This is a genomic window from Pantoea sp. EKM21T (assembly GCF_011800405.1).
In the GTDB taxonomy this organism is placed as follows: domain Bacteria; phylum Pseudomonadota; class Gammaproteobacteria; order Enterobacterales; family Enterobacteriaceae; genus Pantoea; species Pantoea agglomerans.
In genome coordinates this window covers 219,919-241,653 of record NZ_JAALFV010000007.1, presented here as the reverse complement: position 1 = coordinate 241,653, position 21,735 = coordinate 219,919, and the positions used below count along the sequence as shown (strand labels likewise).

The 21,735-nt window shown below is 46.3% G+C and carries 22 protein-coding genes; 13 read left to right on the top strand and 9 right to left on the bottom strand.

Going from position 1 to position 21,735, the window contains the following annotated elements:
* Positions 1-17: 17 nt before the first annotated feature.
* The 6 genes from HFD87_RS16115 to HFD87_RS16090 all read right to left on the bottom strand — a co-directional run bounded on the left by HFD87_RS16115 (position 18) and on the right by HFD87_RS16090 (position 5,599).
* Entirely contained in the window at positions 18-653 is a 636-nt protein-coding gene (locus HFD87_RS16115) for a hypothetical protein (protein ID WP_167423667.1), read from the bottom strand.
* A gap of 3 nt (positions 654-656) precedes the next feature.
* A complete protein-coding gene (locus tag HFD87_RS16110; RefSeq protein WP_167423666.1) occupies positions 657-2,063 on the bottom strand; it encodes an AMP-binding protein in 1,407 nt (468 codons plus the stop codon).
* Positions 2,060-3,361 carry a beta-ketoacyl-[acyl-carrier-protein] synthase family protein gene (locus HFD87_RS16105; RefSeq protein ID WP_050491330.1) on the bottom strand — a complete coding sequence of 434 codons (1,302 nt, stop codon included), beginning with the start codon at positions 3,359-3,361 and terminating at the stop codon, positions 2,060-2,062. The genes HFD87_RS16110 and HFD87_RS16105 overlap by 4 nt, the downstream gene beginning before the upstream one ends.
* Before the next feature lie 2 nt (positions 3,362-3,363).
* A complete protein-coding gene (locus tag HFD87_RS16100) occupies positions 3,364-4,248 on the bottom strand; it encodes a hypothetical protein (RefSeq protein WP_128084799.1) in 885 nt (294 codons plus the stop codon).
* Between the two features lie 183 nt (positions 4,249-4,431).
* A complete protein-coding gene (locus HFD87_RS16095; protein ID WP_167423665.1) occupies positions 4,432-4,824 on the bottom strand; it encodes an acyl carrier protein in 393 nt (130 codons plus the stop codon).
* A gap of 1 nt (position 4,825) precedes the next feature.
* A complete protein-coding gene (locus tag HFD87_RS16090) occupies positions 4,826-5,599 on the bottom strand; it encodes an SDR family oxidoreductase (protein WP_167423664.1) in 774 nt (257 codons plus the stop codon).
* Positions 5,600-7,461: 1,862 nt separating this feature from the next.
* Between HFD87_RS16090 and HFD87_RS16085 the strand changes: the two genes are divergently transcribed.
* The gene (locus HFD87_RS16085; protein ID WP_167423698.1) at positions 7,462-8,343 is read left to right on the top strand and encodes an integrase domain-containing protein; all 882 of its coding nucleotides are present in this window, start codon (positions 7,462-7,464) and stop codon (positions 8,341-8,343) included.
* 17 nt (positions 8,344-8,360) lie between these two features.
* Here the strand turns inward: HFD87_RS16085 and HFD87_RS16080 are convergent, their stop codons facing one another.
* Positions 8,361-8,915 (bottom strand): hypothetical protein, encoded by a 555-nt coding sequence (locus HFD87_RS16080; protein WP_207712410.1) that lies wholly within the window; start codon positions 8,913-8,915, stop codon positions 8,361-8,363.
* Positions 8,916-9,347: 432 nt separating this feature from the next.
* On the opposite strand from HFD87_RS16080, the gene HFD87_RS16075 reads away from it, so the two are divergent.
* The 8 genes from HFD87_RS16075 to HFD87_RS16040 all read left to right on the top strand — a co-directional run bounded on the left by HFD87_RS16075 (position 9,348) and on the right by HFD87_RS16040 (position 14,658).
* A complete protein-coding gene (locus HFD87_RS16075) occupies positions 9,348-9,764 on the top strand; it encodes a hypothetical protein (protein WP_031591960.1) in 417 nt (138 codons plus the stop codon).
* An 87-nt stretch (positions 9,765-9,851) separates the two neighbouring features.
* Positions 9,852-10,226, top strand: a complete 375-nt coding sequence (locus HFD87_RS16070) for a hypothetical protein (protein ID WP_167423663.1) — start codon at positions 9,852-9,854, stop codon at positions 10,224-10,226.
* Between the two features lie 93 nt (positions 10,227-10,319).
* A complete protein-coding gene (locus HFD87_RS16065) occupies positions 10,320-10,637 on the top strand; it encodes a hypothetical protein (RefSeq protein WP_167423662.1) in 318 nt (105 codons plus the stop codon).
* Between the two features lie 109 nt (positions 10,638-10,746).
* A complete protein-coding gene (locus tag HFD87_RS16060; protein ID WP_167423661.1) occupies positions 10,747-11,055 on the top strand; it encodes a hypothetical protein in 309 nt (102 codons plus the stop codon).
* Between the two features lie 72 nt (positions 11,056-11,127).
* Complete coding sequence (locus HFD87_RS16055; protein WP_167423660.1) at positions 11,128-11,739, top strand: hypothetical protein; 612 nt, start codon at positions 11,128-11,130, stop codon at positions 11,737-11,739.
* A 70-nt stretch (positions 11,740-11,809) separates the two neighbouring features.
* Entirely contained in the window at positions 11,810-12,790 is a 981-nt protein-coding gene (locus HFD87_RS16050; RefSeq protein WP_167423659.1) for an ArdC family protein, read from the top strand.
* 94 nt (positions 12,791-12,884) lie between these two features.
* A complete protein-coding gene (locus HFD87_RS16045) occupies positions 12,885-13,832 on the top strand; it encodes a DUF1281 domain-containing protein (RefSeq protein WP_167423658.1) in 948 nt (315 codons plus the stop codon).
* A 130-nt stretch (positions 13,833-13,962) separates the two neighbouring features.
* A complete protein-coding gene (locus HFD87_RS16040) occupies positions 13,963-14,658 on the top strand; it encodes an SAM-dependent DNA methyltransferase (protein WP_167423657.1) in 696 nt (231 codons plus the stop codon).
* A 237-nt stretch (positions 14,659-14,895) separates the two neighbouring features.
* Here the strand turns inward: HFD87_RS16040 and HFD87_RS16035 are convergent, their stop codons facing one another.
* Both HFD87_RS16035 and HFD87_RS16030 read right to left on the bottom strand, forming a co-directional pair.
* Positions 14,896-15,507: an NADAR family protein gene (locus tag HFD87_RS16035; RefSeq protein WP_243207484.1), complete on the bottom strand. Its 612-nt coding sequence runs from the start codon at positions 15,505-15,507 to the stop codon at positions 14,896-14,898.
* A complete protein-coding gene (locus HFD87_RS16030; RefSeq protein WP_167423656.1) occupies positions 15,504-16,568 on the bottom strand; it encodes a hypothetical protein in 1,065 nt (354 codons plus the stop codon). Before HFD87_RS16030 ends, HFD87_RS16035 begins: the two co-directional genes overlap by 4 nt.
* A 376-nt stretch (positions 16,569-16,944) precedes the next feature.
* On the opposite strand from HFD87_RS16030, the gene umuD reads away from it, so the two are divergent.
* From umuD to HFD87_RS16010, 4 genes are all read left to right on the top strand, one after another.
* Entirely contained in the window at positions 16,945-17,379 is a 435-nt protein-coding gene (gene umuD, locus HFD87_RS16025; RefSeq protein WP_167423695.1) for a translesion error-prone DNA polymerase V autoproteolytic subunit, read from the top strand.
* Between the two features lie 608 nt (positions 17,380-17,987).
* Positions 17,988-19,211, top strand: coding sequence for an ABC-three component system protein (locus HFD87_RS16020; protein ID WP_167423655.1), 1,224 nt, complete (start codon positions 17,988-17,990; stop codon positions 19,209-19,211).
* Positions 19,208-19,696: a three component ABC system middle component gene (locus HFD87_RS16015; RefSeq protein WP_167423654.1), complete on the top strand. Its 489-nt coding sequence runs from the start codon at positions 19,208-19,210 to the stop codon at positions 19,694-19,696. The genes HFD87_RS16020 and HFD87_RS16015 overlap by 4 nt, the downstream gene beginning before the upstream one ends.
* Positions 19,693-21,657 (top strand): DUF3732 domain-containing protein, encoded by a 1,965-nt coding sequence (locus HFD87_RS16010; protein ID WP_167423653.1) that lies wholly within the window; start codon positions 19,693-19,695, stop codon positions 21,655-21,657. Before HFD87_RS16015 ends, HFD87_RS16010 begins: the two co-directional genes overlap by 4 nt.
* Positions 21,658-21,735: the final 78 nt, after the last annotated feature.

Below are 21,735 nucleotides of genomic sequence, written 5' to 3'. Positions count from 1 at the left end.
TCTGAGTGATTTAAAAGTCAAAGTGAAACAACCTGAAAGTTCATAAACGTTGTCGCAACGACAGTGTCTTCGTGTAGATAATATCGACAATTGATAAGTCTACCGACTATTTCCTCCTGTATCCCAACGTAATTAAATACGCAAGAGTTACCAGAAATTTGCTCAAGATGATAATCATTGACAGAGAATGTCATTGGCCACCATGCAGACAGTGTTTTATAAATACTTTCCATACAGCAAAACACAATGGTGGACAGTAACAATGGAGAAGCCGCCCAGTCCCGCGCACAACTACTGTGCTCTAGATAATTAATCATAAAAGGACGTATGCGACGTGATACGTCTACTTTTTCTGTATCTACGCCGCAGCTGAAAACTTTTGGGCAGTAGCTTGCCAGCAACACTGTATCATCCCTAGAGTGGCTGACACTGAATACTCCCCGGCTTTCAACAAAACCCCTACATTCTGCCAGCCGTGCCATATGCTTAATAGCTCGCTGTTTTGCCGCCGTCCGCAGTATTTGTTTCTCGCTGGCGCCTTTAGGTAAAATCTCAATAATCGGATCATTCGGCCGCAGTTGAGCGGCGGTCTGCTTGTGGCTGAACATACAAAGGAAAATCGTTTTATCAAGATTGCTATATATCGTTTCCATCCTTCAGTTCTGCTCTACTTTAATTTTACCGGTGTGGGTTGTAGGTATCGTAACAACCGTTCTGATGGCAAAAGTGTAACGATGCCACGAGTCTGAAAGTAATTGTGAAATCCTCCCTGTTATCTCGTGACCGTGCTCAGATTCAATATGAAGATTGATAATGCCTTCCGAACCTTTACTAAATGCGTGTCGAAGAGCACCAAACTCACGCATAAGATGGTCAGAAATTGCTTGCACTGGGACAAACTTACCGTTTATTTTTATTTCGTTTTTTTCACGTGCTATCCAGAAATATACGTCGTGCAGGCCTTTTTCGAAAAGGTCGCCAGAGTACATCCACTCTCCTCGCGGGATTAGGGCAAGATGCTCATCGACATAACCATCTGCAGCATAGGGGCTGCGGTATAACATCCGGCAGGCACCATCTGGCGATTCGTCGCGTGTGTGTAGTTGAATACTAATGCTATCGTTCATCACAAAGCCCGGTGCAACAACATTGTTGAGGCTATATTTTGCAATCTCGCTAAGTGTCTCCAGTTTAAGACAAAACAAACGTGGACCGGATTCTGTCTGGCCAAAATTATTCCAGAGAACATCACAGCTCGGCATGATATTTTCTGCCTGTACGCTCAAAAGGCGATCAGAAGCATTCAGCACTCGTTTCAGTCGTATGCTACTAAGCGCTAATATCTTGCTCAATGGGAGCATCCAGTCACCGATTACCGGTAGTGTAGTAATATGGTGATAACGTAGCATTTCACTGACTCTACTAAGCGAAAACTGCTCGAATACCAGATTCCCTTGGCAGATTAAAGTGGTCAACATCGTCGACAGACCATACATATACTGTACAGGAAAGAAGCAAAGAATATTATCGTCTGGAGCCAGTGACAGATATCGGCTAACTTCTACCGCATTGCCAATGAGCATTTTCTCCTGGTATTGAACGAGCTTTGGCCTGCCTGTTGTGCCAGAGGTCATAAAGTAGAAATAGGCGCCTGAAAACGGAGAAAACGCTGCCACAGAAACACCTTTAAACGCTGTACTCTGAGCAAAATGAATCAACAAAGTTTTACTGCTCAATACCGGCAATCCTCCCTCCTGATTGCAAATATAGGCGGCAACTATATCCTCTTTTAGCAGTGAATTAATTGTTTCCACATCACGGACATTTACGATTGCCGCCTTCACCTTCAGAAGAGACGCGACAAAATAACAGAGCATTCCCTCAAAATTATTTCTGCTTATAAAGATAAACAAACCTTCAGGATTAATACGCTGATTAACACAGTGCAGCACAATCTGTGCCGCAATATGGTGAGCAATTAGTGAAACTTCAGCAGGCTTCCAGCTTCTATTTTTCCAGCTTAGTCGCCACAAATTGTGAAGCAGAGAGGCTATTCTTATCACAGCGACACTCCCTGCAGGTTATGAGGTTTAGCAACAACCAAACTGGCCGCACTGCCTCCCATTCCAAATGAGTTTTTCAAAGCGTAGCGTAGTGGTTGCTGCCTGTTGTGCTGAACCAAAGTCACATACTCCACCAGTTCAGGATCTGGTTGCTCAAGGTTAAGAATTCCTGGCAGGAAATCGTGCTGGAAAGAAGTAATTACTGTTAGCAATTCCATCGCACCTGCTGCTGCGATTAAGTGCCCGTGATGGCCTTTAGTCGCTGTAACTGCAGGTTTGTGCGCACCAAACACGCTGGCAATTGCGCGTGACTCATGAAAGTCATTCTGACGTGTTGAGGTGCCGTGTGCGCTCACAAAGTCTATACTGTCCCGCGAAATGCCAGCGTCTTGCAGCGCACGCTCCATTGATAGTTTCATTTCAAGGTCATCTTGGTGCGGCGCTACGATATTTTCGGCACACAGTGAGCTGCCATAGCCCAAGAGAGTAAGTAAAGGCTGATCTCCACGCGACAGAACCGTTGATTGCTTTTCAATGGTAAATAACACTGCGCCTTCAGACAGCATGAAACCACTTCGTTGGCGATCAAAGGGCCGCGAACGCTGATGGCCCTCATAAGTGTTGTCAGTGGTCACTACCCCCATACCCTCGAGACGCGCCAAATTCACTGGCGTAACTTTGGCTGACACGCCGCCAACTATCGCAGCACTGATTTCGCCGCTATGTATGGCTCGCATCGCCAGGCCAATACTTTGTGTGGAAGCAGAACAAAGACCCATGTGCACGAAGCTGACACCGGCATAGGGCAAAATGGTATGAATCGCTTTAAGTACTGCACCACTTTCAAGATCGAGAAGGTCGCTGACTTTGAAATGATCAATGGCCTTTTCAATGAGCTCTTGTCGATGAGGGTGATCACTGAGCTGGCGGGTAAACGCGATACACTGCTCAACATCAATGGCCGGTTCGTCAGAACCTATAATGCAACCAATTTCATTGGCCGGATAAAGCGCGCTAATATTCAAGCGATGAGCTAAATCTTTGGCTGCTTTTTCAGCATAAAAAATTTCGCCGTTTCGAAAACGGTTTTTCTTCGGCCAACGAATATACTCATTGCCTTCGGCCGGTATTCCAGCAAATGATGAACCCAGCGAATGGTGATCGAATTTCTTTATCTCTGTGATACCACTTACTCCATTAAAAAGGTTAGCAGTGATCTCTTCCAGAGTATTTCCTAATGGTGTAATGGCACCGTATGCACTGATGCAAAGCGGCTCATAATCACAGGTATTTTTCATACTTAGGCATCCCGCTTGATTAATAGTATGCAACCTAACCCGTAATTTATTCCAGTGCCGTTAAGCAGTACGCGACTACCCGGTTTGATTTCTGTATCATTTAGGCAGCAAAGAATATCTATCAGGTTATTAGACTTGCCGGTGTATCCGATTAATGTCTTGTAATTAACCGTTTTGACTTCAGGAAATACCTCATCCAGCGCATCACTTTCAGCTTTCGCCTGTTCAACAATACCATTGTCATACCTAACAATAACATCTGGCGTGCCATGCTGGCTTTTTTGTTCTATCAGCAAACTAAGCCAATCTTCTTTTTCAAAGCGTACTTTCGGGCGGTATTTAATCTTTACCTCAACAAGTTCAGCAAGAGCCTTTTCTGGCCGATCATCAAGATGTAAAAACACACTGCCCCACCCAGGCAAAATGCCGGAGTGCTGATGTCCTTCATATCGAACTTCATTTAACTTTCCAAATACAGTTAAGCTATCGAAGCTCAACATATTTGCGCTGCTGAATATCAGGGCCCCTGCGGAGTTGCGACCAGAAGCCACATCTCGGCGAGCCATTTTAAGGGCGCTCATGCCGCTAAGCGAGGCGGTACGTAGCGGTACCCCCTCATGATGATTCTGTAATATTTTCGATATGTGATAGAGTGTATTGGTTGGCAACAGCCGTAACATATCGAGCGGATTGCTTAGTTGATTAAAGTCCGAAACATTTCTCCAGAAGTTTTCGGGGTCCTTGTGCACGACCTCTCTAAAAGTTTCAAAACTGTGCTCCTCGCTATCACAAGCGGAATAGAGCATTACCTGCGAAAGTGAATTTTGATCCATTTTCTCCAGTAAATCAGCCAGAGCACTGACCGCCATTTTCGAGATGGTATTCATTACAGCCCTATCTTCCCGTTTGATCAGATCCCGACGCGTCACGTCAATGTCGGCACTGACATACCTTTGAGCGGAAGTTATTGAGGCTGGTTTTCTGCAACATACTACCTCCAGCAGATTAGAGGTACTTTTGGCATGTTGGCTGTATATTCCAAAATTTTTTATATAAGTCCTGCCCATAGTTTAATTATCCGCACTGGTAAGCGAAGCGATTCTGGAATTAACATATGTAAGCGTGAAATAATCATATAACTCTTTTAGTTCTACCGATCTGTCGGTCACCGCTGGTTTATCAGAAAAACTTAGCACTTGGTTAAGTTTTTCCAGACCTACGGATGTCCACTGTTTTTCTTGTAAGGAGTAGTACTCTTCGCTTGTAGCCATTTTATTTACCGGCCATAGCTCATCCGGGTCAATATCAACACTAAATTTTTTCTTCAGTTCAAAGGCGAAGTCAATGAAATCTATCGACGTCATATCATAATGCAGGAAAAGCGATTTATTGATGTCTAGTTCATCACTGTCATTGAAGTACATAATATCTTTAAATAACTGTTTTACCTCAGAGATAGCCATGTTATATAAACCCCTCACCATGTCCTAAAGTTAAAGTCACACCAGTAGTGACGATCTGATTGTTAGTAAAACAACGGATTGTGTTAACCACATCTTGGGGGCTGAGCATTTTTCTCATGGGAATTTTCTTCTCGATATCCCTTAAAGTTATTCCCTTTTTTTCACAATACTCATCCAACATTCTTGTTTTGATATATCCGGGGCTTACAGATAGAGTCCTGACATTAAACCTCGCCATTTCAAAAGCAACGCCAGACAGATAGCGCTCCATAGCCAATTTGGTAGCTCCATAAAGGCTGTTACCAATGCTCACTTTCTGCGCCGCAACCGAGCTGATATAAACCAAGCATGTACCAGCATCCTTATGCGCCTTCATCTTTTTTACGATTGCATTGAAAATAAGGGTGGCTGAAATGAAGTTTACCCTGCTTATTGAGGTCAGCATGCTTGGCTCGATTTCATCACACAGTGCAGCTGGATTGATTCCAGCACAATATATAGTGGTATTGATATAGCGGGTTGATAATCCTTTACAAAAAGCAGTTACGCTATCTTCACAACTTAAATCTAAGCGAATAGCTTCGATACTACCTCGATGTTTCTGCAGCAGATTTAATGCTCTGGGCTCATTTTTCCACCATGTGAAAATAACTTTATACTTTTGATTAACAAGATCATCGATAATACTAGCACCCAGTTCTGAACTCCCAGCAAGGACTAATGCGGTACGCGAATATGAATCAACTGGGACGGATTTATCACTTTGCGAATTCATGATCATTTCCCTTGTATCAACAATAGTAATTAACAGGCTGTTAGTTGCTAGCTTCCTTACAAAAATACAAAATGCATTAAGTTACTTAATTCGTGAGGCTCTTGATAATGAGCTGATTATTAAATAAGCATATATTTTTGTCAAAAAACAGCAGGATTTGATGAATCAAAGTAAATTTTTGTAAGATTGTATTTCTTTGGTACAAGCGGAATATCAAATGAATTTATTTAAATAAGGCTAATGAATAATTAATTCATATAAAACCTCATTAACAGAAAAATGACCTTTTTTATATAAAAAAACCATTTGTAATTAACAAAGAAAAATAGGCTTTAATAAAACATTCAAGTATTTTCCGTTCTAAACAAATAATTTTTTATTGAGTGTGATTTTTTAGTTCATGTGTTTTTCTTGATATGGAAAGATTAAGCTGCAAAAACTATGCGCCGAGAGGTTAGGTTTTTATTTTCCTCAATCAATCATTATTGATGCCTATCCTACCAAATAATTATTACAAGAAGGAATGAGTCATTTTTTATTGATAAAGTCTGAGTGTAAACTACCCGCCAGAGTAACTGGATCTGGAATAAGTGATTATATTCGATCACCCGGCATGTCTGCTGCGTGCTCAGATGGCCAGACAACTGGACTCCGTATTTTTGGACAGAATCCATGTGTTACTAATAGCAATAATGTTGCGAGTTAGTGACATACCCACGGATATGCCAAATCTCGTAAGCATGCCTGAAGAACTGGATTTAGACGCTGAAAAGTCTAAACGGGCTGCCCATTTGAAAGGTGCTGCAAAAGAAGTTCCTGCGTTAAAACAATTCTGAACACAAGGACAAAGGCTGGTTCACTCTCTTTTTTGTGATGGTATTTAATCACCACGTAATGCTAGATATAATATAAGGGCTCATTTTTCGGTTTGCCTTCAAGGCTGCTCCCATATTTTACTCTCAGGCATCTATAACATTTAGCTTGTAAATGGATCTAATAACGATCTAACATTCTCGTCGTTGTACCGTTGCTTTAGCAACACGCCAATGTCCCGGCAATCTGAGAGGGGCGCCTTCGGGTGATTGCACTGCCAAAACCGTCATGACCTGAGAGACGGAGCCTTCGGGCGGTAAACCCGTCAGCCTTTGAAAATGGGGATCGCGACTAGCGCGATAAAGGATTTACTTTCACCTTCGTCTGATTCGTCAGCACTTCTTTCAGGCCCTTGAGCCTGTTTTATTACGTCTCCTCACGTCTGATGACGTCTGCATCCGTTGCGAACTTTGCGTTGAGGGTATGACCATTTGGAACATTTGGGCATCTTCCACAACCGCATTGAAAGCAGAGGAGCGCGGCGTCACTTGCGTACGAGTGAAACGAGTAACAAGTGACGCGCGCAGCGCATAACGGTCAGCGCTTACGCACTGTACCTTCAACGACAGGTTTACCAACTGACTAACACGTATTAAAGGGTTTCTGACGTCCTGAATACATTTTTCATCTCAATACTGATCAACTTTCAACCTAACGTTCATTCGTTTTTTAAAAGTTTGAACGCCACTTAATAAGGAGAAATCGGCACGACATCGATGGCGACACCAGACAACTGGTGTGTGGAGGCAGACTGATTCATTTCAGCCCGGCGAAAGCCGCAAACAGGTCAGAGACCTGGGGAGCCTCGCAATAACTCAACATTTCGCCGCCCCGATGCACAGATGTCTGCAGAGCCGCAGGAAGCGCAAAATGAACCGTGCCGTCGGGGTGAAATTTCATCGTCTGTAATTGTTGTGCAGTCGGTGACAAAGCTTTTCCGTTCACACGGACGGAAAAGCTTTGTCACCTCATTGATTGGAGAATGGTCTGTGGCAAAGCTGAATAAAAACTTAAAAACCCTTGCCCGTCAGGCGGGTGGAAGTTTTAAAACCGTATCTGACCGTACTAAAATTGCTGATCGATTTGCAGACCGAATGGTCAGTCTTAACATTCAAATTCGTGACATTAAAAACATAAAGACTAGCCACATAGAAACTTACATTCGAAGTCGCCTGGGCGAAAATATTTCCAAGCGTACACTTCAAAATGAAATGGCGGCGATACGCGCAATACTACGTGTGTCAGGTAAAACCTTCATGGCTGATCCAACTCATCCGAAACTTAACAATGATGCTTTGAATATTTCTGGAACCAGCCGTGACGGAACTAAGGTTGCGATAACTGATGACTATTTCAAACAGGTCTTTTCATCTGTTAATGAAAAGGATGAAGGAGTGGCCTGTGCAATGAAACTTTCACGGCTTTTAGGTTTGAGAACGGAAGAAACGGTTCAGTCTGTAAAATCACTTCAGACCTGGAAAAAAGCGCTGCATAATGGAGATGAAAAGGTTCGCGTTGTTTTCGGTACGAAAGGAGGGCGGCCGAGGGATACCACAATAATAAATCGAACTGAAACTATTGAAGCCATTAACAGAGCCATCAATTATTCTGCTGAGAATAACGGAAAGCTTATAGATAAGCCTTCCATTCATTTGGCAATCGAGCGGTACAGGAATATCGTAAGGAATGCAGGACTTGTTGGAGAATTTGCCCCTCATAGTCTGAGGTACGCGTATACTCAGGATGTACTTCAGTTTCATAAAGACAAAGGTTTCAGTCAGAAAGAGGCGGAGGCCCTCACCTCGATGGACTTAGGCCACGGTGACGGTCGAGGGCACTATGTAGCTCGTGTATATAATAAGACTAATTAATACTATCCGAATTAACTTTAAATAAAGTGTTTTAGAGCTAATTGGAATGCTTGTACCGAAAACCAGCCTATAACCCCGGTCAGAGCGGAAAAGTTGCCCTGGGAATTCATGTCTTCAGTATATTCCGCAATGTCGCGACGCAGCGCTTCGACAATCAAATATTCTTCATCGACTTGCTTATCAATACTTCTGAAGTTGATATCATCAATTTTATCGTCAGTTACGCGAAAAAAAACTATGCATGGCATATCAATTTGTTCTTCAACGCCCAACGCCTCCATGAAACGCTTGTTAAAAGCGCTAGCGTGTGACTCAGCGGCCGCAGCATGCAGGTAAAAAAGAGTTATATCTTTACCCGTCTCCGCATTAAGTATTTCAAATCCCCGAGCCGTTTTCAGTGCGCTTCTGACTGGACCATGCTCCATGTCATAAAAAATAAACGCAAAGGCCTTAGCACGTTTGTCTTTCATGTGCTCCTGGCAGATCGTATCAAAAGTCTTGATGAAGTCGCTGTATCCCATGCCTGTGGCTCGGGCACCTTTATCTTTTGCGTCTAAATATACCGTATACATAAATTTCCTCACCTATAAACTATCGGCCCTATGATGCTATGTATTCTAGGATACTTCGTCTGTTCCCGGTGTCCGTTTAAAATCAAAATATGAAAATCTTTTTTGGGCTTGCTGGGTTATAAATCATACAGTAGGATGTTCATGCTAACTGTTGTCTCCATGACAACTGCCAATGTTCCAGTGATTCGAGAGGAACGCCTTCGGGTAATCACACGCCAATGTCATCATTACCTGAGAGATGACGCTTTCGGGCGGTAACAAATCTGTTAACCTTTGAAAACAGAGACCCCTGCGGTTAAGGTCCTTTTTACTTCGCGTCACACACCCCTAAACCTGTTTTTACTCATCTGGCATTTTTGGCCTGATTCTTACCCCTGAGGGATACTTTCCCTTCGGGACGGTTCCCTTTTTTTTCAAAAAGGAGTCGTCCCCGTGCATTACACAAAAATGTTCAATTACCGTACGTTACTCCATTGTGACTCTCCGGCTTCGGCAAAAATTATTTTGGATTACGTCAAAACTCAACTTAAAGCCCGTTTGGATTACAGGCTCATGGTCGACGCCGATCCGCAGGCTTATGCTGACGGCCTTCCTGACTACCTGACTTTTCTCAGGTATGTCGGCTATACAGTGGGCTATGTAACTGAGCATGGCTACATCAGACATGCCTTTATCGAAGATGCAGTGAGCGAGCTCACTCTTCTGGGGACGGCAGTTCACAGTCGTCACTGGAATGGAGCTTTTCAGCAGGGCGTTATCAGTTCCCGGGAGGACACAGAGCTGGACAACGCTATAGAACAATCGCGTGCAGAGTTTTATCAGAGTGCTGATGCTTTTGACATCGACTGACTGCCTTATTAACCGAACGATTTTTCACCCTGACGGGACTTCTGTCCCCGCCAGGGCAGGGTTCCTCAATTCTTTAAGGAATCCGATATGAACGATTTAACTTTTACACAGGATTTTCATATCAGCGCTCGCGAGCAGACAGCTCACAAAGCCGCCCTGGCTAAGGCTGAAGGTGACCTGTTAATTATTGCCGCACATCGTCGCATGGGATTTAACACCAATACCGATGAAGACGGCTTTCCACACTACGTCTGGGAAATGGCTGACGTTGCCCGGGACCTGGCGGAACTGTCTGTACGTCAACTCGTGCCAGCATCCTGGCAGCCTTTCTTTGAAAGTCTCTGCCATATGGCCAGAAACATTGATGAAGCAGCCTGGACGTTTTTTTTCGGCGGTGCCGTTAAGGACGAAGAGGGGCTGATGCACGAAGAACGTGAATGCCAGCGTTATGGCGAAAACTGAGCGGACTGGCATCTTTCTGGTCTGACTTACCCATGCGGGGATTTATCTCCCCGCGGAGAGAAGTCCTCTTTTAAACCTGAAGAGGACTGACCTATGGATAACTTAAATTTCGAACCTTTATTACTTGTTAAGCACAACAGCGATGAGAGGCACCGTATGTGGGACAGGCTTGCGCAGCATAAGTCAAACTGCTCATTTCCGGACCCGTCTGCTGCTGATAATGGCGGTGAAGTCTGGGAATACATGGAGACGGTGGAAACGCGTTTCCTGTGGTTCGGAAAACGCTACCTTCACTGTTTACGACATCGTTATCACCCTGCTACTAACGGCCGCATCATGATAAAAATTCCGGCGGATTCTGCCTTCAGTCCGGATGATTCGGATAACGCTTACTATCACGATTTTGGTTAGTGATTAACCACCGGCCTGCGTCAGTTTTGACAAAGGCTTTAACCCGCGCGGGGACAACCTCCCCGCCACAGCGGCGATGGTTTTCTCCGTGCTTAGTCAGGAGAAAACCATGAGCAGTATAATGCTTTCACTTATCACCCGCCTTTCAGGCGCACTCAACCGGCTTGCCGGCGCTCTGCAGCAACAGCAGGCCGAGTGGTTTACCAACCGCAGCGGCCGCTGCAGCTTTAAGGCAGATGTTGTGCCGACAGAGAACGGGTTCATGCCCGTCATATCCCGTCGCACCGGCTTCACTCCGCGCGACTGGCGTGTTGACCAGTTGCCGGGTGCCGGTACTTATGTAACTGCCCGCAAAGCCCTCAGAGCCGGGCGGCTGCTGGCGCAGCAGATGGCGGAGCTTCGCTACCGTTTTGACTGATGTTAACTGAATGACACTTCCCGGAGGGGCCTCCCCTCCAGGGGAGGTCACCTCCTTTTTAAAGGAGCTCTTATGATCCGTTTTACGTCGACTGAACTGCGCCCGCTGCTGACACAGAATCAGGGCAAAGGACGTCCGCTGATACTCGAAAAGAATCTGGGAATTTACATCCGAGTGCCGGATGACAATGGCTGTGCGGAATGGCTGAAAGCCTGGGCTGCCGGCTGCAATTCTGCCAGGGATGCTGACTGGTCAGCACTGTGCGATAAGTTAATACCTGAGAAGGAGTTTTCTTTCACCACATTCCTGGACCACAAAATATACGATGCCGTGCTGAACGAGCATCACGATTTGTACCTGAAGCCCGGAATTAATCAGGTGACTAAATCGCTGACCATTTACAAAGAAACCCAGCCACCACTGAAAGAGTATTTACCGGTTGCGGAATACCGAGATCAAGTACAGTGGCTTAACGAGCAGTCCCGCCTGCATCTTCGCGCCTGCGTGTGCAACGCAGAACGTCTCAGCTGGCGTTTGCAGGCACTGAAGGTTCTCGACAGGGTTATCCGCCTCGATTCTAAGCGTGCTAAACCTGAAGATCGTAAGCGGTTTGACAGCGCCGTTTATAACGTCAAATCAGATATTGACTCAATTATGTTCGACGGTTCAGTACGTCGTTACTGATTTTCCCACTCACCGGTGGCGCATTGTCCGCCACCGGGACAGATGCGCCGTTTTTTTAGAGACGCATCTCATGAAGAAAAAAACAGCCGGCCGTAAGGCCACAACGGAACAACAGACTGACCTTTATCAGCAGGTCACCGACAAAATCATCATCGCACTGGAAAACGGTGTACCGCCCTGGCGTCGGCCATGGCGATCGGCGCAGAAGGTTTACGGCAGCGGCTTACCGGTTAATGCCGTCACGGGCAGGTACTACAGCGGCGTCAACGTGCCGCTGCTGTGGATGGCTGCAGAGGAGGCAGGTTACGGAGCCGATCTCTGGCTGACGTATCAGCAGGCAAAGGCTGTCGGCGGACAGGTCAGAAAAGGCGAGCGGAGCGCGATGGCCATCATCTTCAAACCGTTCGAAAAGCAGCTCCGCGACGGCAATGACAGTCCGGTATTCAGGGACGGTGTGCCGATGATGGAAAAGCTGGCCATGATGAAGCCGCTGCAGCTGTTCAACGTTGCGCAGTGTGAAGGGCTTCCCGATAAGGTGTATGCACCCACGGTGAAGCAACCGGAAAGTGACGCTGAGGAATTCTCAACTGAGCAGCAGCAACAGGTTCTGGAAATCCTCAACGCAACCGGGGTGAAGTGCTCTTCTCACCGGCAGAACCGGGCGTATTACAGCCCGGGGGCAGATCGAATTGTGTTGCCCGCAACCTCACAGTTTCGTTCACCTGAAGACTACTGGTCCACGCTGTTGCACGAGCTGGTGCACGCGACCGGCCACCGCAGCCGCCTTGATCGTGAGGGAATAACCTCCTCATCAAGAGAGTTCGGTGATCCCGTATACGCCTTTGAGGAACTGATAGCGGAAACCGGCAGCGCGTTTCTTTGTGCGCATCTCGGCATTTTTGGTGAGGTGCAGCACGAGAGCTACCTGAACGGCTGGCTCAGCGTTTTACGTAACGACAAAAAAGCGTTCTTCCGTGCCTGCCGGCTTGCCCGGGAAGCGTCGGAATATCTGCTGAAGCAGCCGGGTGAAACCCGCATTGAAGCAGCGTAATTAACCCCGGCGACGTCAGTCGCCATCATCCCCCCTGAGGGCATCTTCCTCAGGGAGATGCCCTCTTTTTTAAACGCAAAAGAGGAGTTCAACGATGTTTTCATGGTGCAAAAACCGTCTGGAAATTACCGGTAAGTCTGTCTGCATCGATATCATGCAGTCGTGGATTGCCGGCACGGAAGTGCCGCTTTACCGCCACGCCATACGGCAGGCCATAAAGCTGTTTCTCGCCGGCTGTGCCGGCATACTCAAACCCGTTAAGGCAACGGAATACCGTGCTTATCCGGAGCTGGTTCCATCAGGCACCGGAGGCAGCACATCACCGAACCAGGCGTTTCAGCATTTCCTGGAGCTGCTTGAGAAGGACGCCTGGCTTGACGATACAACGCTCTCGCGAATGGACAAAATATGGGTACAGTCGGGCATCGGCGACGTTAAATGGGAGAGTATCCCTTATGCAGCCCGCCAGAAAATCGCCCGGCTTATGGCCGTTCACTACGCCGACTGGTTTGGCGTCGCCTCTGCGGGCGGTCAGTTTGACCCGCAGGAGCGCTGGGAGTGGCTCAGTATAATGCCGGACACAACCTGTCCGTGCGACATGCTGATGGTGATGCCGTCACGTCTGGCCACCGAGATTAACGGAGAAAATGGCCTCTTCTGCGGTCTTAACACCACGTCAGAACTCTATATCCAGCTTTACGGAACGGAGTTTCCTGCGGGGCATCGGTCGGAGTGTAGCCGTGACGATATCGGTTCGCTGAAGCTGACGTTCTCTTCTCCCTGGTATCCACCGTCGGCGGAAGTCATGGGGCAGATGTCGCAGAAGTTTGACTGTGAAATCCGTCACTACTGGCTCTCTCCGGATGCCGGCACGTCGGGCTATCACTGTTTTGACAGCGGTGACCACGTCGACAGCGGCCCTTATCCGGGGGAGGACGTGCAGTACCCGGTGAGTGAAGGGGCAAGGCTGTATCAGTTCAGTGCTGAAGCAGCTGCGCCGGCCGCCAGTGCCGTTGCACACTACCCCGGCGTTCGTGGTTAACTACCGACAGATCCTAATCACGGGTCTGTCAGACAATGGCCACAGCATCTGCTGTGGCCGCTTTTATCACCCGAAGGGGGAACATCGTTTCCCTTACGGGGCGTGTTCCCTTTTTTTCAGGAAAACACGCATGAGCGTCCGCATCGACAATGAGAAAGAATTTATCTCACTCTTTAACTCCATCGCCCGTGGCACCCGGCGTCTCCAGGTGTTTACAGACTTCATCAGCTGCAGCGTTATCGCCATTCAGAATGGCCTGCATTTTTGTGAAAAGCGCGAACAGAAATACATGGTTATCGTGGGCAAATACAAAAAAGAGGACGTTTCATCGATGGCCAGACTTCTGGCATACGTGGTGAACGGAATGGAAGAAAAAACCTGTGACTTTCTCGGACGCATTTACATGCTGCTTGAGCTGGGTGACAAAGACAAAGATCAATACTTCACTCCGTGGAACGTGGCGCTGATGATGGCGCAACTGCAACTCGGCAGGCCTGAAGAACTGTTCAGGGACAGGCCGTTTATCACGTTTGCTGAGCCCGCGTGCGGTGCAGGTGCCATGACGCTCGCATTTGCCAGCGTTCTCCGGCAGGCCGGTTATTCTCCGCACCGGCATATGTGGGTATCGGTTACCGATATCGATCCGCTGGCGGCGGGCATGGCCTATATCCAGCTTTCACTCTGCGGCATACCCGGAGAGGTTGTAATCGGGAATGCCTTGTGTGACGAACGGCGGCGGGTGCTGCTGACGCCAGTGCATTACTGGGAGGGATGGTCAGCGCGTCTGCGAGCACAGTCTGAAATCAGGAATGACGCAGCAGCCTAAAATGACTGCCCTTGAGGAATTGTGAAACGCGATAAAAGGACTAAATAATAAGTATTTATGGCCGGGTAACCGGCCTTATTTTTGTTAAATCACAGCCCCATCAAAAAAAATCATATCATCAATGTCCATTCCCCCTCATGTAACCAAAGGCTAGCTATTTCATTACGCCTGACTCACTAACATGGTTATCACATTCTAAATAAACACCCTTCGGCGAGGATGTGACTTATTAATCGCTCAAAAAAGTTGTGCTGTCGGTGGAGGTGGTTTATCTGTGGAATTTACAGGGGTAATTTTAGAACCCAATAAGTAAAATTGAGGTATTTTCAACGGCTGAACAATCGAGAATGCTTTCTTCCCATTTACTCTTGCCGCGTTTCTAGTAAACATCAGTATCCTGCCAAGAGCATTTACACCATAGAAATAATCATCTTCCTTTCGTGCTCCCCAAAAAATATCCTTCTCAGAATGCTCAACAATAAACTTGTCACCTGTGGACTCCAGTAAAAGATGGAATGAGTCCCAATTCTGGCAAAGCTTTGAAAAAACACTCCATTTCATAATTGATATTCGATTTGAATCCCATCCCTGTCTGGTGAAGTGCGTATTTTTTCTGGCGATATTTTTAGCTGTCATGGGGTTCGCCTCAGACAAAATCTCCATCTGAAGGGATGGATGGTTTGGAAAGCGACATGCTTGATAAAGAATCTCGCTTGATTGAATACGCATATTGTTAACGACCAAATCAAATCCAGCACACATATTTGAAAGGCCACCCCATTGTTCAGTTGTCTTTCTGAAAACAACTGACTCTGATGATTTATATAAGTTACAAACTTCTTTTTTCAATCGTGATTCCCTCGTCTTTTCATTAAGGGATACCAACAGTCAACAGCTGCATTTCCTGTTTCTTCATAGTTACCCCACCAAAAAACGAGAGGCGTATTGTTAGGGCAATTTCTATAAGAAAAAACATTCCCCCCAAAACCAAAACCATAATAAGTGCTAAACCCTAGCGGCTTCATTGATTTTTTTGGTGAAAGGCTATTACTGATAATGTCGAAGCCAATGGATGAAAAAATTCTTTCAATTCTTCTTCTGTCTGATTCATTGCCAAGAATACACTCATCATGCGAGCCAACTCTAAAGTAACCTGGCGTATATAATTCCACGCCTGTCAAGCCTTTCTCATCCAAGATCTCATTGCAACAACTTTCCTCAGGAAAATAAATGCTAGTATTCCATGAGAAATTATCTGAAATTGAATTTTCCACACGCCCCCAAAACAGAGGGTTGAACTTGAATTTAATATTAAGGTTATTTTCCTTAACAAATTTATCCAATCGTCTCCTTAAGCTATAAAAGCCATGCGAGTGAATAAGAAAAACAACAATTCTTATATTAACGTTATTTAACTCCAAGCGGCTTATAAAGTTTTCAATGTCATCACCAATTAACTTCCCGGAAAAAGAGAAGTCATCAAAATAGGTAATGTAATTAAATCCTGATAAATCAGGAAAATCATCATTGAGGAATATGACTTGGGGCAGAAAATTAATTTCATTCTGTACATACCCAATCAGTTTCTCTAAAACTTCACGTTGACTGCCACTACGCCTCTGAATGCTCAAAAAACAATCATTTCTAAATAGGTTATGGTTGTTTTTATTTTTGGCTACGCCTTGCAATAACTTATCGTAATGAACTTCTGAATAATAATTTTTAGAAAGTAAGTTATATGTATGCCTAAGAACAAACTCCCTGTCGTTCTGTTTGAACTGGGATATCCATTTTTTAACATGTTTATCAACGCTTTCAATACAATCCGCATGAATATCATCCGGTAGATTTCTATAATCTTTTATTATTGAAGATACACCTGAGATTAGTTCATTAATATCCTTGCCCATAACACGCTCCTTAAACAGATAAGGCCTTTAATAGTTACACTTTCATATTGTTTTTTATAATATCATAATTACATAAAACATAAATATTTGTAAAGTAAAATGAAGATCAACGTGAGCGATTCATTCACGGTTACAGATCTGGTATCGACGGACAACCTGGGCCACTTGAAAAAACTGAAGAAAGCTAAGTATGGCCGAAAAACAATTAATTTTTAAAATTTGTGATTATAAGCACACTTATTGTCCAGTAAGGCTTTCCGGTTTATTTTCAACTAATCATCGGCTTATCAGTATGACGTTGGAGTAGTCTTGACTGAGTTACAACTCTCGGGCAGTGCTGTATGTATAAACAGTAAAATTCATGAAATGCTATGACATGCTCATTTTACGCAAATTCCCGTTATGCCCGGTTTCGATAGAAGTACCACTCTATCTAGAATCATGTCAGGCAGGGTTCCCCTCGCCAGCTGTTGACTACATTGAGCGCGAGTTAGACCTGAATGAATACTGCATCCGTCACCCTTCGGCTACGTTTTTCGTCAGAGCATCCGGACATTCGATGTCGGACATCGGCTTGAAAGACGGAGCTCTGATGATTGTCGACCGTCCCGAGACGCCTGCACATGGCGACGTAGTGATTGCCGAAATCGACGGGGAGTTTACCGTGAAGAAACTCTTTATTTCGGCAAGGGAGCCGCGCGTCACGCTGCAGGCAATGAATCCTTCTTGTGCGCCTATTTACCCTGCCCCTGATGTGCTCCAAATCTTTGGGGTGGTAATGTACTTTGCTCACAAGACGCGGGATGCATGATGTTTGGCATTGTGGACGTTAATGGGTTTTATGCGAGCTGTGAAATGGTATTTCGGCCAGAAATTCAGGTTAAGTATTTGATAATTATATTAAATAATTATTTGAGTGGTGAGGGGCGTTAGTTAATTTGATGCTGTTCATGTCAGCAGCTCTGGAGTGTTTTTTTGGGTCTGCTATGAGCAAACATCAGACGTGTATTTATTGCAAAGGACGTCAAAAACAGCCATGCCTCATGATTAGATACGCCCAGAAGCAACAGCTCTCTTTATCGGCACTCTGAGTTAAAATAATATAATTCTTTGTTATTATTATATTTTGCATCATATTATTCCGCCCTTATTCTAAAGGTTGCTTCGCATTGAGGTTGCAATTCATATAGTTTTGACTTTTATAGTCCGGCGCGTTTAAATTTATTCTTCAAACCACTGACCTGCTCATTTCCTCACGGCAAGAGACATGCCTTTTCAGATAGTTAGTTTCTCACGAGTAGGCTTTATTTTCTTATTATCTGTGAGTAGTAATGGTTGAGCATTATGCGAACGGGCAACTGATGTGATTGTCTGATATTTTGCTCCTATTCATTCATACATACGCATAAGGACTCATGCATGTCCGGGACATCTACCGACAAATTTGCTGCCGGGGAGCAGGGGCTGGGATACATTTATCAGGCGCGCCTTGCGCTAATGCACCTGCTCCAAATGCCAGAAAATACGGCTATTTACCTCGAAAAAGATGACGATCTCGATTTTGTTGATTCTAGTGGCGACCAATCTCTGGCATCGCTGAAGCACAAGGCTCCGGGGGATAAGCTCACGGACCTCTCCACTGATTTTTGGAAGTCAGTGAATATCTGGATGGTGCGATACAAACGCGACGGCCGCATCACATCCAACCTCCGGTTCTTTTTGTTTACCACGGGTGTCGTGTCGGCTGACTCATTTCTCACACGCTTCCTGCCGGGCCAGCGCACTACTTCTGAAGACACCCCGACGCTCAGTGAGCGTGCGAGTGCTGTGCTGTCGAAATCAAAGTCGCAGCTTATCAAGCCTATCGCGGAAGCATTTGGTGCACTGGATTCATATGAAAAAGAAGACTTTCTTGAACGCATCCTGATTTTTGATGCGAGCCCTCGCATTGAAGATATCCCGACTCTTATCAGGGATAAGCATATGCGAAGTGTACGGCGTGAGCATCGCGGTTTTATCTTCGAACGACTCGAAGGTTGGTGGACTGATACTGTCATCAACCAGTTGACGGGCAAAAACGCGGACGGGATTTTCGGCTACGAAGTGTCGGACAAGCTGTCCAGCTTCTCTGAGGAATACAAGGCTGACAACTTGCCTATTACCTACCGAGGCAAATTGCCGTCTCAGGAAATTGATACGGACACCGATCCACGCTTGTTTGTTTCTCAGTTGCGTCAGATCGGCATATCCTCTAGCCGTATCAGAAGTGCCATTTTTGACTATTATCGCGCATATGAACAACGTTCGGCTTGGGCACGTGAAAATCTGCTAGTGTCGGGGGAAGTTGAGGAATACGAGGAACGCCTGACCGATGAGTGGGGGCGTTACCGGGATTTTGCGTTTGATCGGTTAACTGAAGGCAGTGCTGATGAAGCGCTGTGTGAGGCTGGAGCAATGCTCTACAACTGGGCCGAATTTGAAACGGGAAAGCTGGAGTCCTTACGCATCCGAGCGCTTGTGACCGAGCCCTACGTGCTTCGAGGTAGCTTCCACATCCTTGCTAACAACAAACCAAGCCCCAGAATATACTGGCACCCACTATTTCTTAACCGCCTTAATAACCTACTCGAAGGTCCCGAATGAAGCCATGGGACCAGAGACCTTTCGAGGTCCGTACTCTTTTCAACCCTGCATTTTGCGGTCTAGTCCTGCACCGGGCCTTGGCTGCTTATAACGAAGAAAAGTCGCAGGGTATGCCATTTTCACTGTCACTACTTGTGCTGCCACTGTGTCTTCACAAGGATTCCCGGGAGATAATTGCCAGTAATCCACGAAGCTACCTGCTGAAAACGATTGAAAATAACCAACAGATAATAGTCGGGTTTGCCAGTCGTGTGACACAAATGCTCCCCTATACATTCGAAGGGTTCGGCCTGCTGATGGAGAAAGGTTGCCTCGTCATAATGGAGGATGGCTGCATGAAAACCATCCCCAAAACAGTCCGCAAGACCATTACAGGGACCGATGAAAACGTCGCTTGCCAGAAAGTTGCGCGTATTGTCGGTAAAGAATTTGCGCGCATCGCCGACCGGGCAACCGTTTATACGACCTTTGGAATTCGTCCATGAAGATCAAATCCATCCATATCTACAGCCATGACGGCCAGCGCCGAGACCTTCCATTCAAGGTGGACGGTCTGAACGTGATTACAGGCAGTTCTTCGACCGGCAAGTCTGCGTTGTCTGACATTATTGAATACTGTATGGGGCGATCTTCATTTAACGTTCCTGAGGGGTATATTCGCGATACGGTAGCGTGGTTTGCTGTTATCTATCAGTTTGAGAATGAACAGGTCCTTGTTGCCAAGCCCACGCCCCCGCGTGGCGGCGCTAGTTGCAGCACAGCGATGCTCCGAAGAGGTGCCGAAGTGCCGGTGCCGGACTCGAACAGCCTGATTGTCAACACGGATGATGACAGCATCGTTGAATTGCTCTCGAGACTCTTGGGTATTCCTGAGAACAGGACCGATGTTGCGCTGGGACACAGCCGGGATAGCTATGATGCAAACGTGAAGCATACTTTTTACTACCTCTTTCAAAAACAAATGCTGGTCGCGAATAAAGATCAGCTTTTTTACCGACAGAATGAAGTTCAGCAGCCGCTGGCGATCCGGGACACACTTCCTATTCTGCTCGGCGTTTCATCGCATGATCGTTACGGTTTAGCAGCCAGCCTGCGAATCGCGCAGCGGGACCTGAAGATAAGCAACAAAAAACTCAACCAAGCGCGGGATGTCATCAGTACGTTGCATGAAAAGGCTATCGGCCTTTATTCGGAAGCATTGACCGTAGGCATAATTAATGAACGCAACATAGAAGCTCACGCAGATGCGGTTATTGACGCGTTAACATCTGTGCTTTCATGGACGCCTGAAACTAAGCTGGTTGAAGACGATGGCTTTATTAACCGTATTTCGCAGCTTGAGGATGAACTGGTTCAGTTACGAAAAAAACGCCGCAATGTTCAGCAAAAAATTGACGCAGCACGACAATTTTCCCGGCGAGCGGGCGGCTACGAAAACGAGGCGGGTGAACAGCGAGATCGCCTTGCCTCTATTAAAGCATTACCTAAAAACTCTGAAAGCGGAGAGTGGCAATGGCCCTTTTGCGACAGTAATTTATCCCTAGAAACTCCGCTAGCGACCGTTCTCCTCAGGGAACTGAAATCTCTCGAAGCAGAACTAAGCATAGCAAGCGGCCAGCGGCCCAAACTGGATGCATACCTGACTGAACTTAGGGAAGAGGTTGACAGGATCGCCGAAAACATCATGCAGAAGGAAGAGGCACTCTCCGCGGCCATTTCAGCCAACCAAACCATTGAAGATTTGGGTACGCGTAATGCCGCGGCAGCACGTGTGGTCGGGCGCATCAGTTTGTTTTTAGAGTCGCATCTGCCAAATGAGGAGCTGCTAAGACTGGAAGCCGAGAATCGACGTTATCAGAACAGGGTAAAAAGCCTGGAAGCGCAAATCGGTACCGATGACAGCGGTGAGCGGATGGCTTCCATACTAAATATCATCTCTGCGCAGGTGTTGAGGTATATTCAGGCACTTGATGGGGAATTCGGCCACTATCCTGCACGTTTAAATCTGACGCATCTGACGATCATATTTGATCTTCCTGAAAGGCCGGTTCCTATGAGCCGCACCGGTGGTGCGGAAAACCATCTGGCCTACCATCTTTCTGCGCTACTAGCCCTTCACCTATACGCTGCGCAGAATAAGCGCCCCTTACCAAAGTTCCTGCTAATCGACCAGCCCAGCCAGGTTTATTTCCCCTCACAGCAAGTATACAAGAGTGTTGACGGAACCGTGCAGAGCACAGAGGCCGATGCAGATATCAAAGCTGTGCATCGGTTGTTCAAGTTTTTACTGAAGTTTACGCAGGAGGATATTCCGGGATTTCAGATAATCGTTACAGAACATGCGAATTTGCGAGACCTATGGTTCCAGGATGCATTGGTTGAGGAACCGTGGACGAAGCCTCCCGCGCTCGTCCCCGAAGGTTGGCCGTCAAAGCCAGCGGGATGAGTCGTTGGCCACTTTTCATCTCATTCACTGTGATGCACGTACAGCGCTGGTGTGCAACCCGGTGGCACGTACATGGCA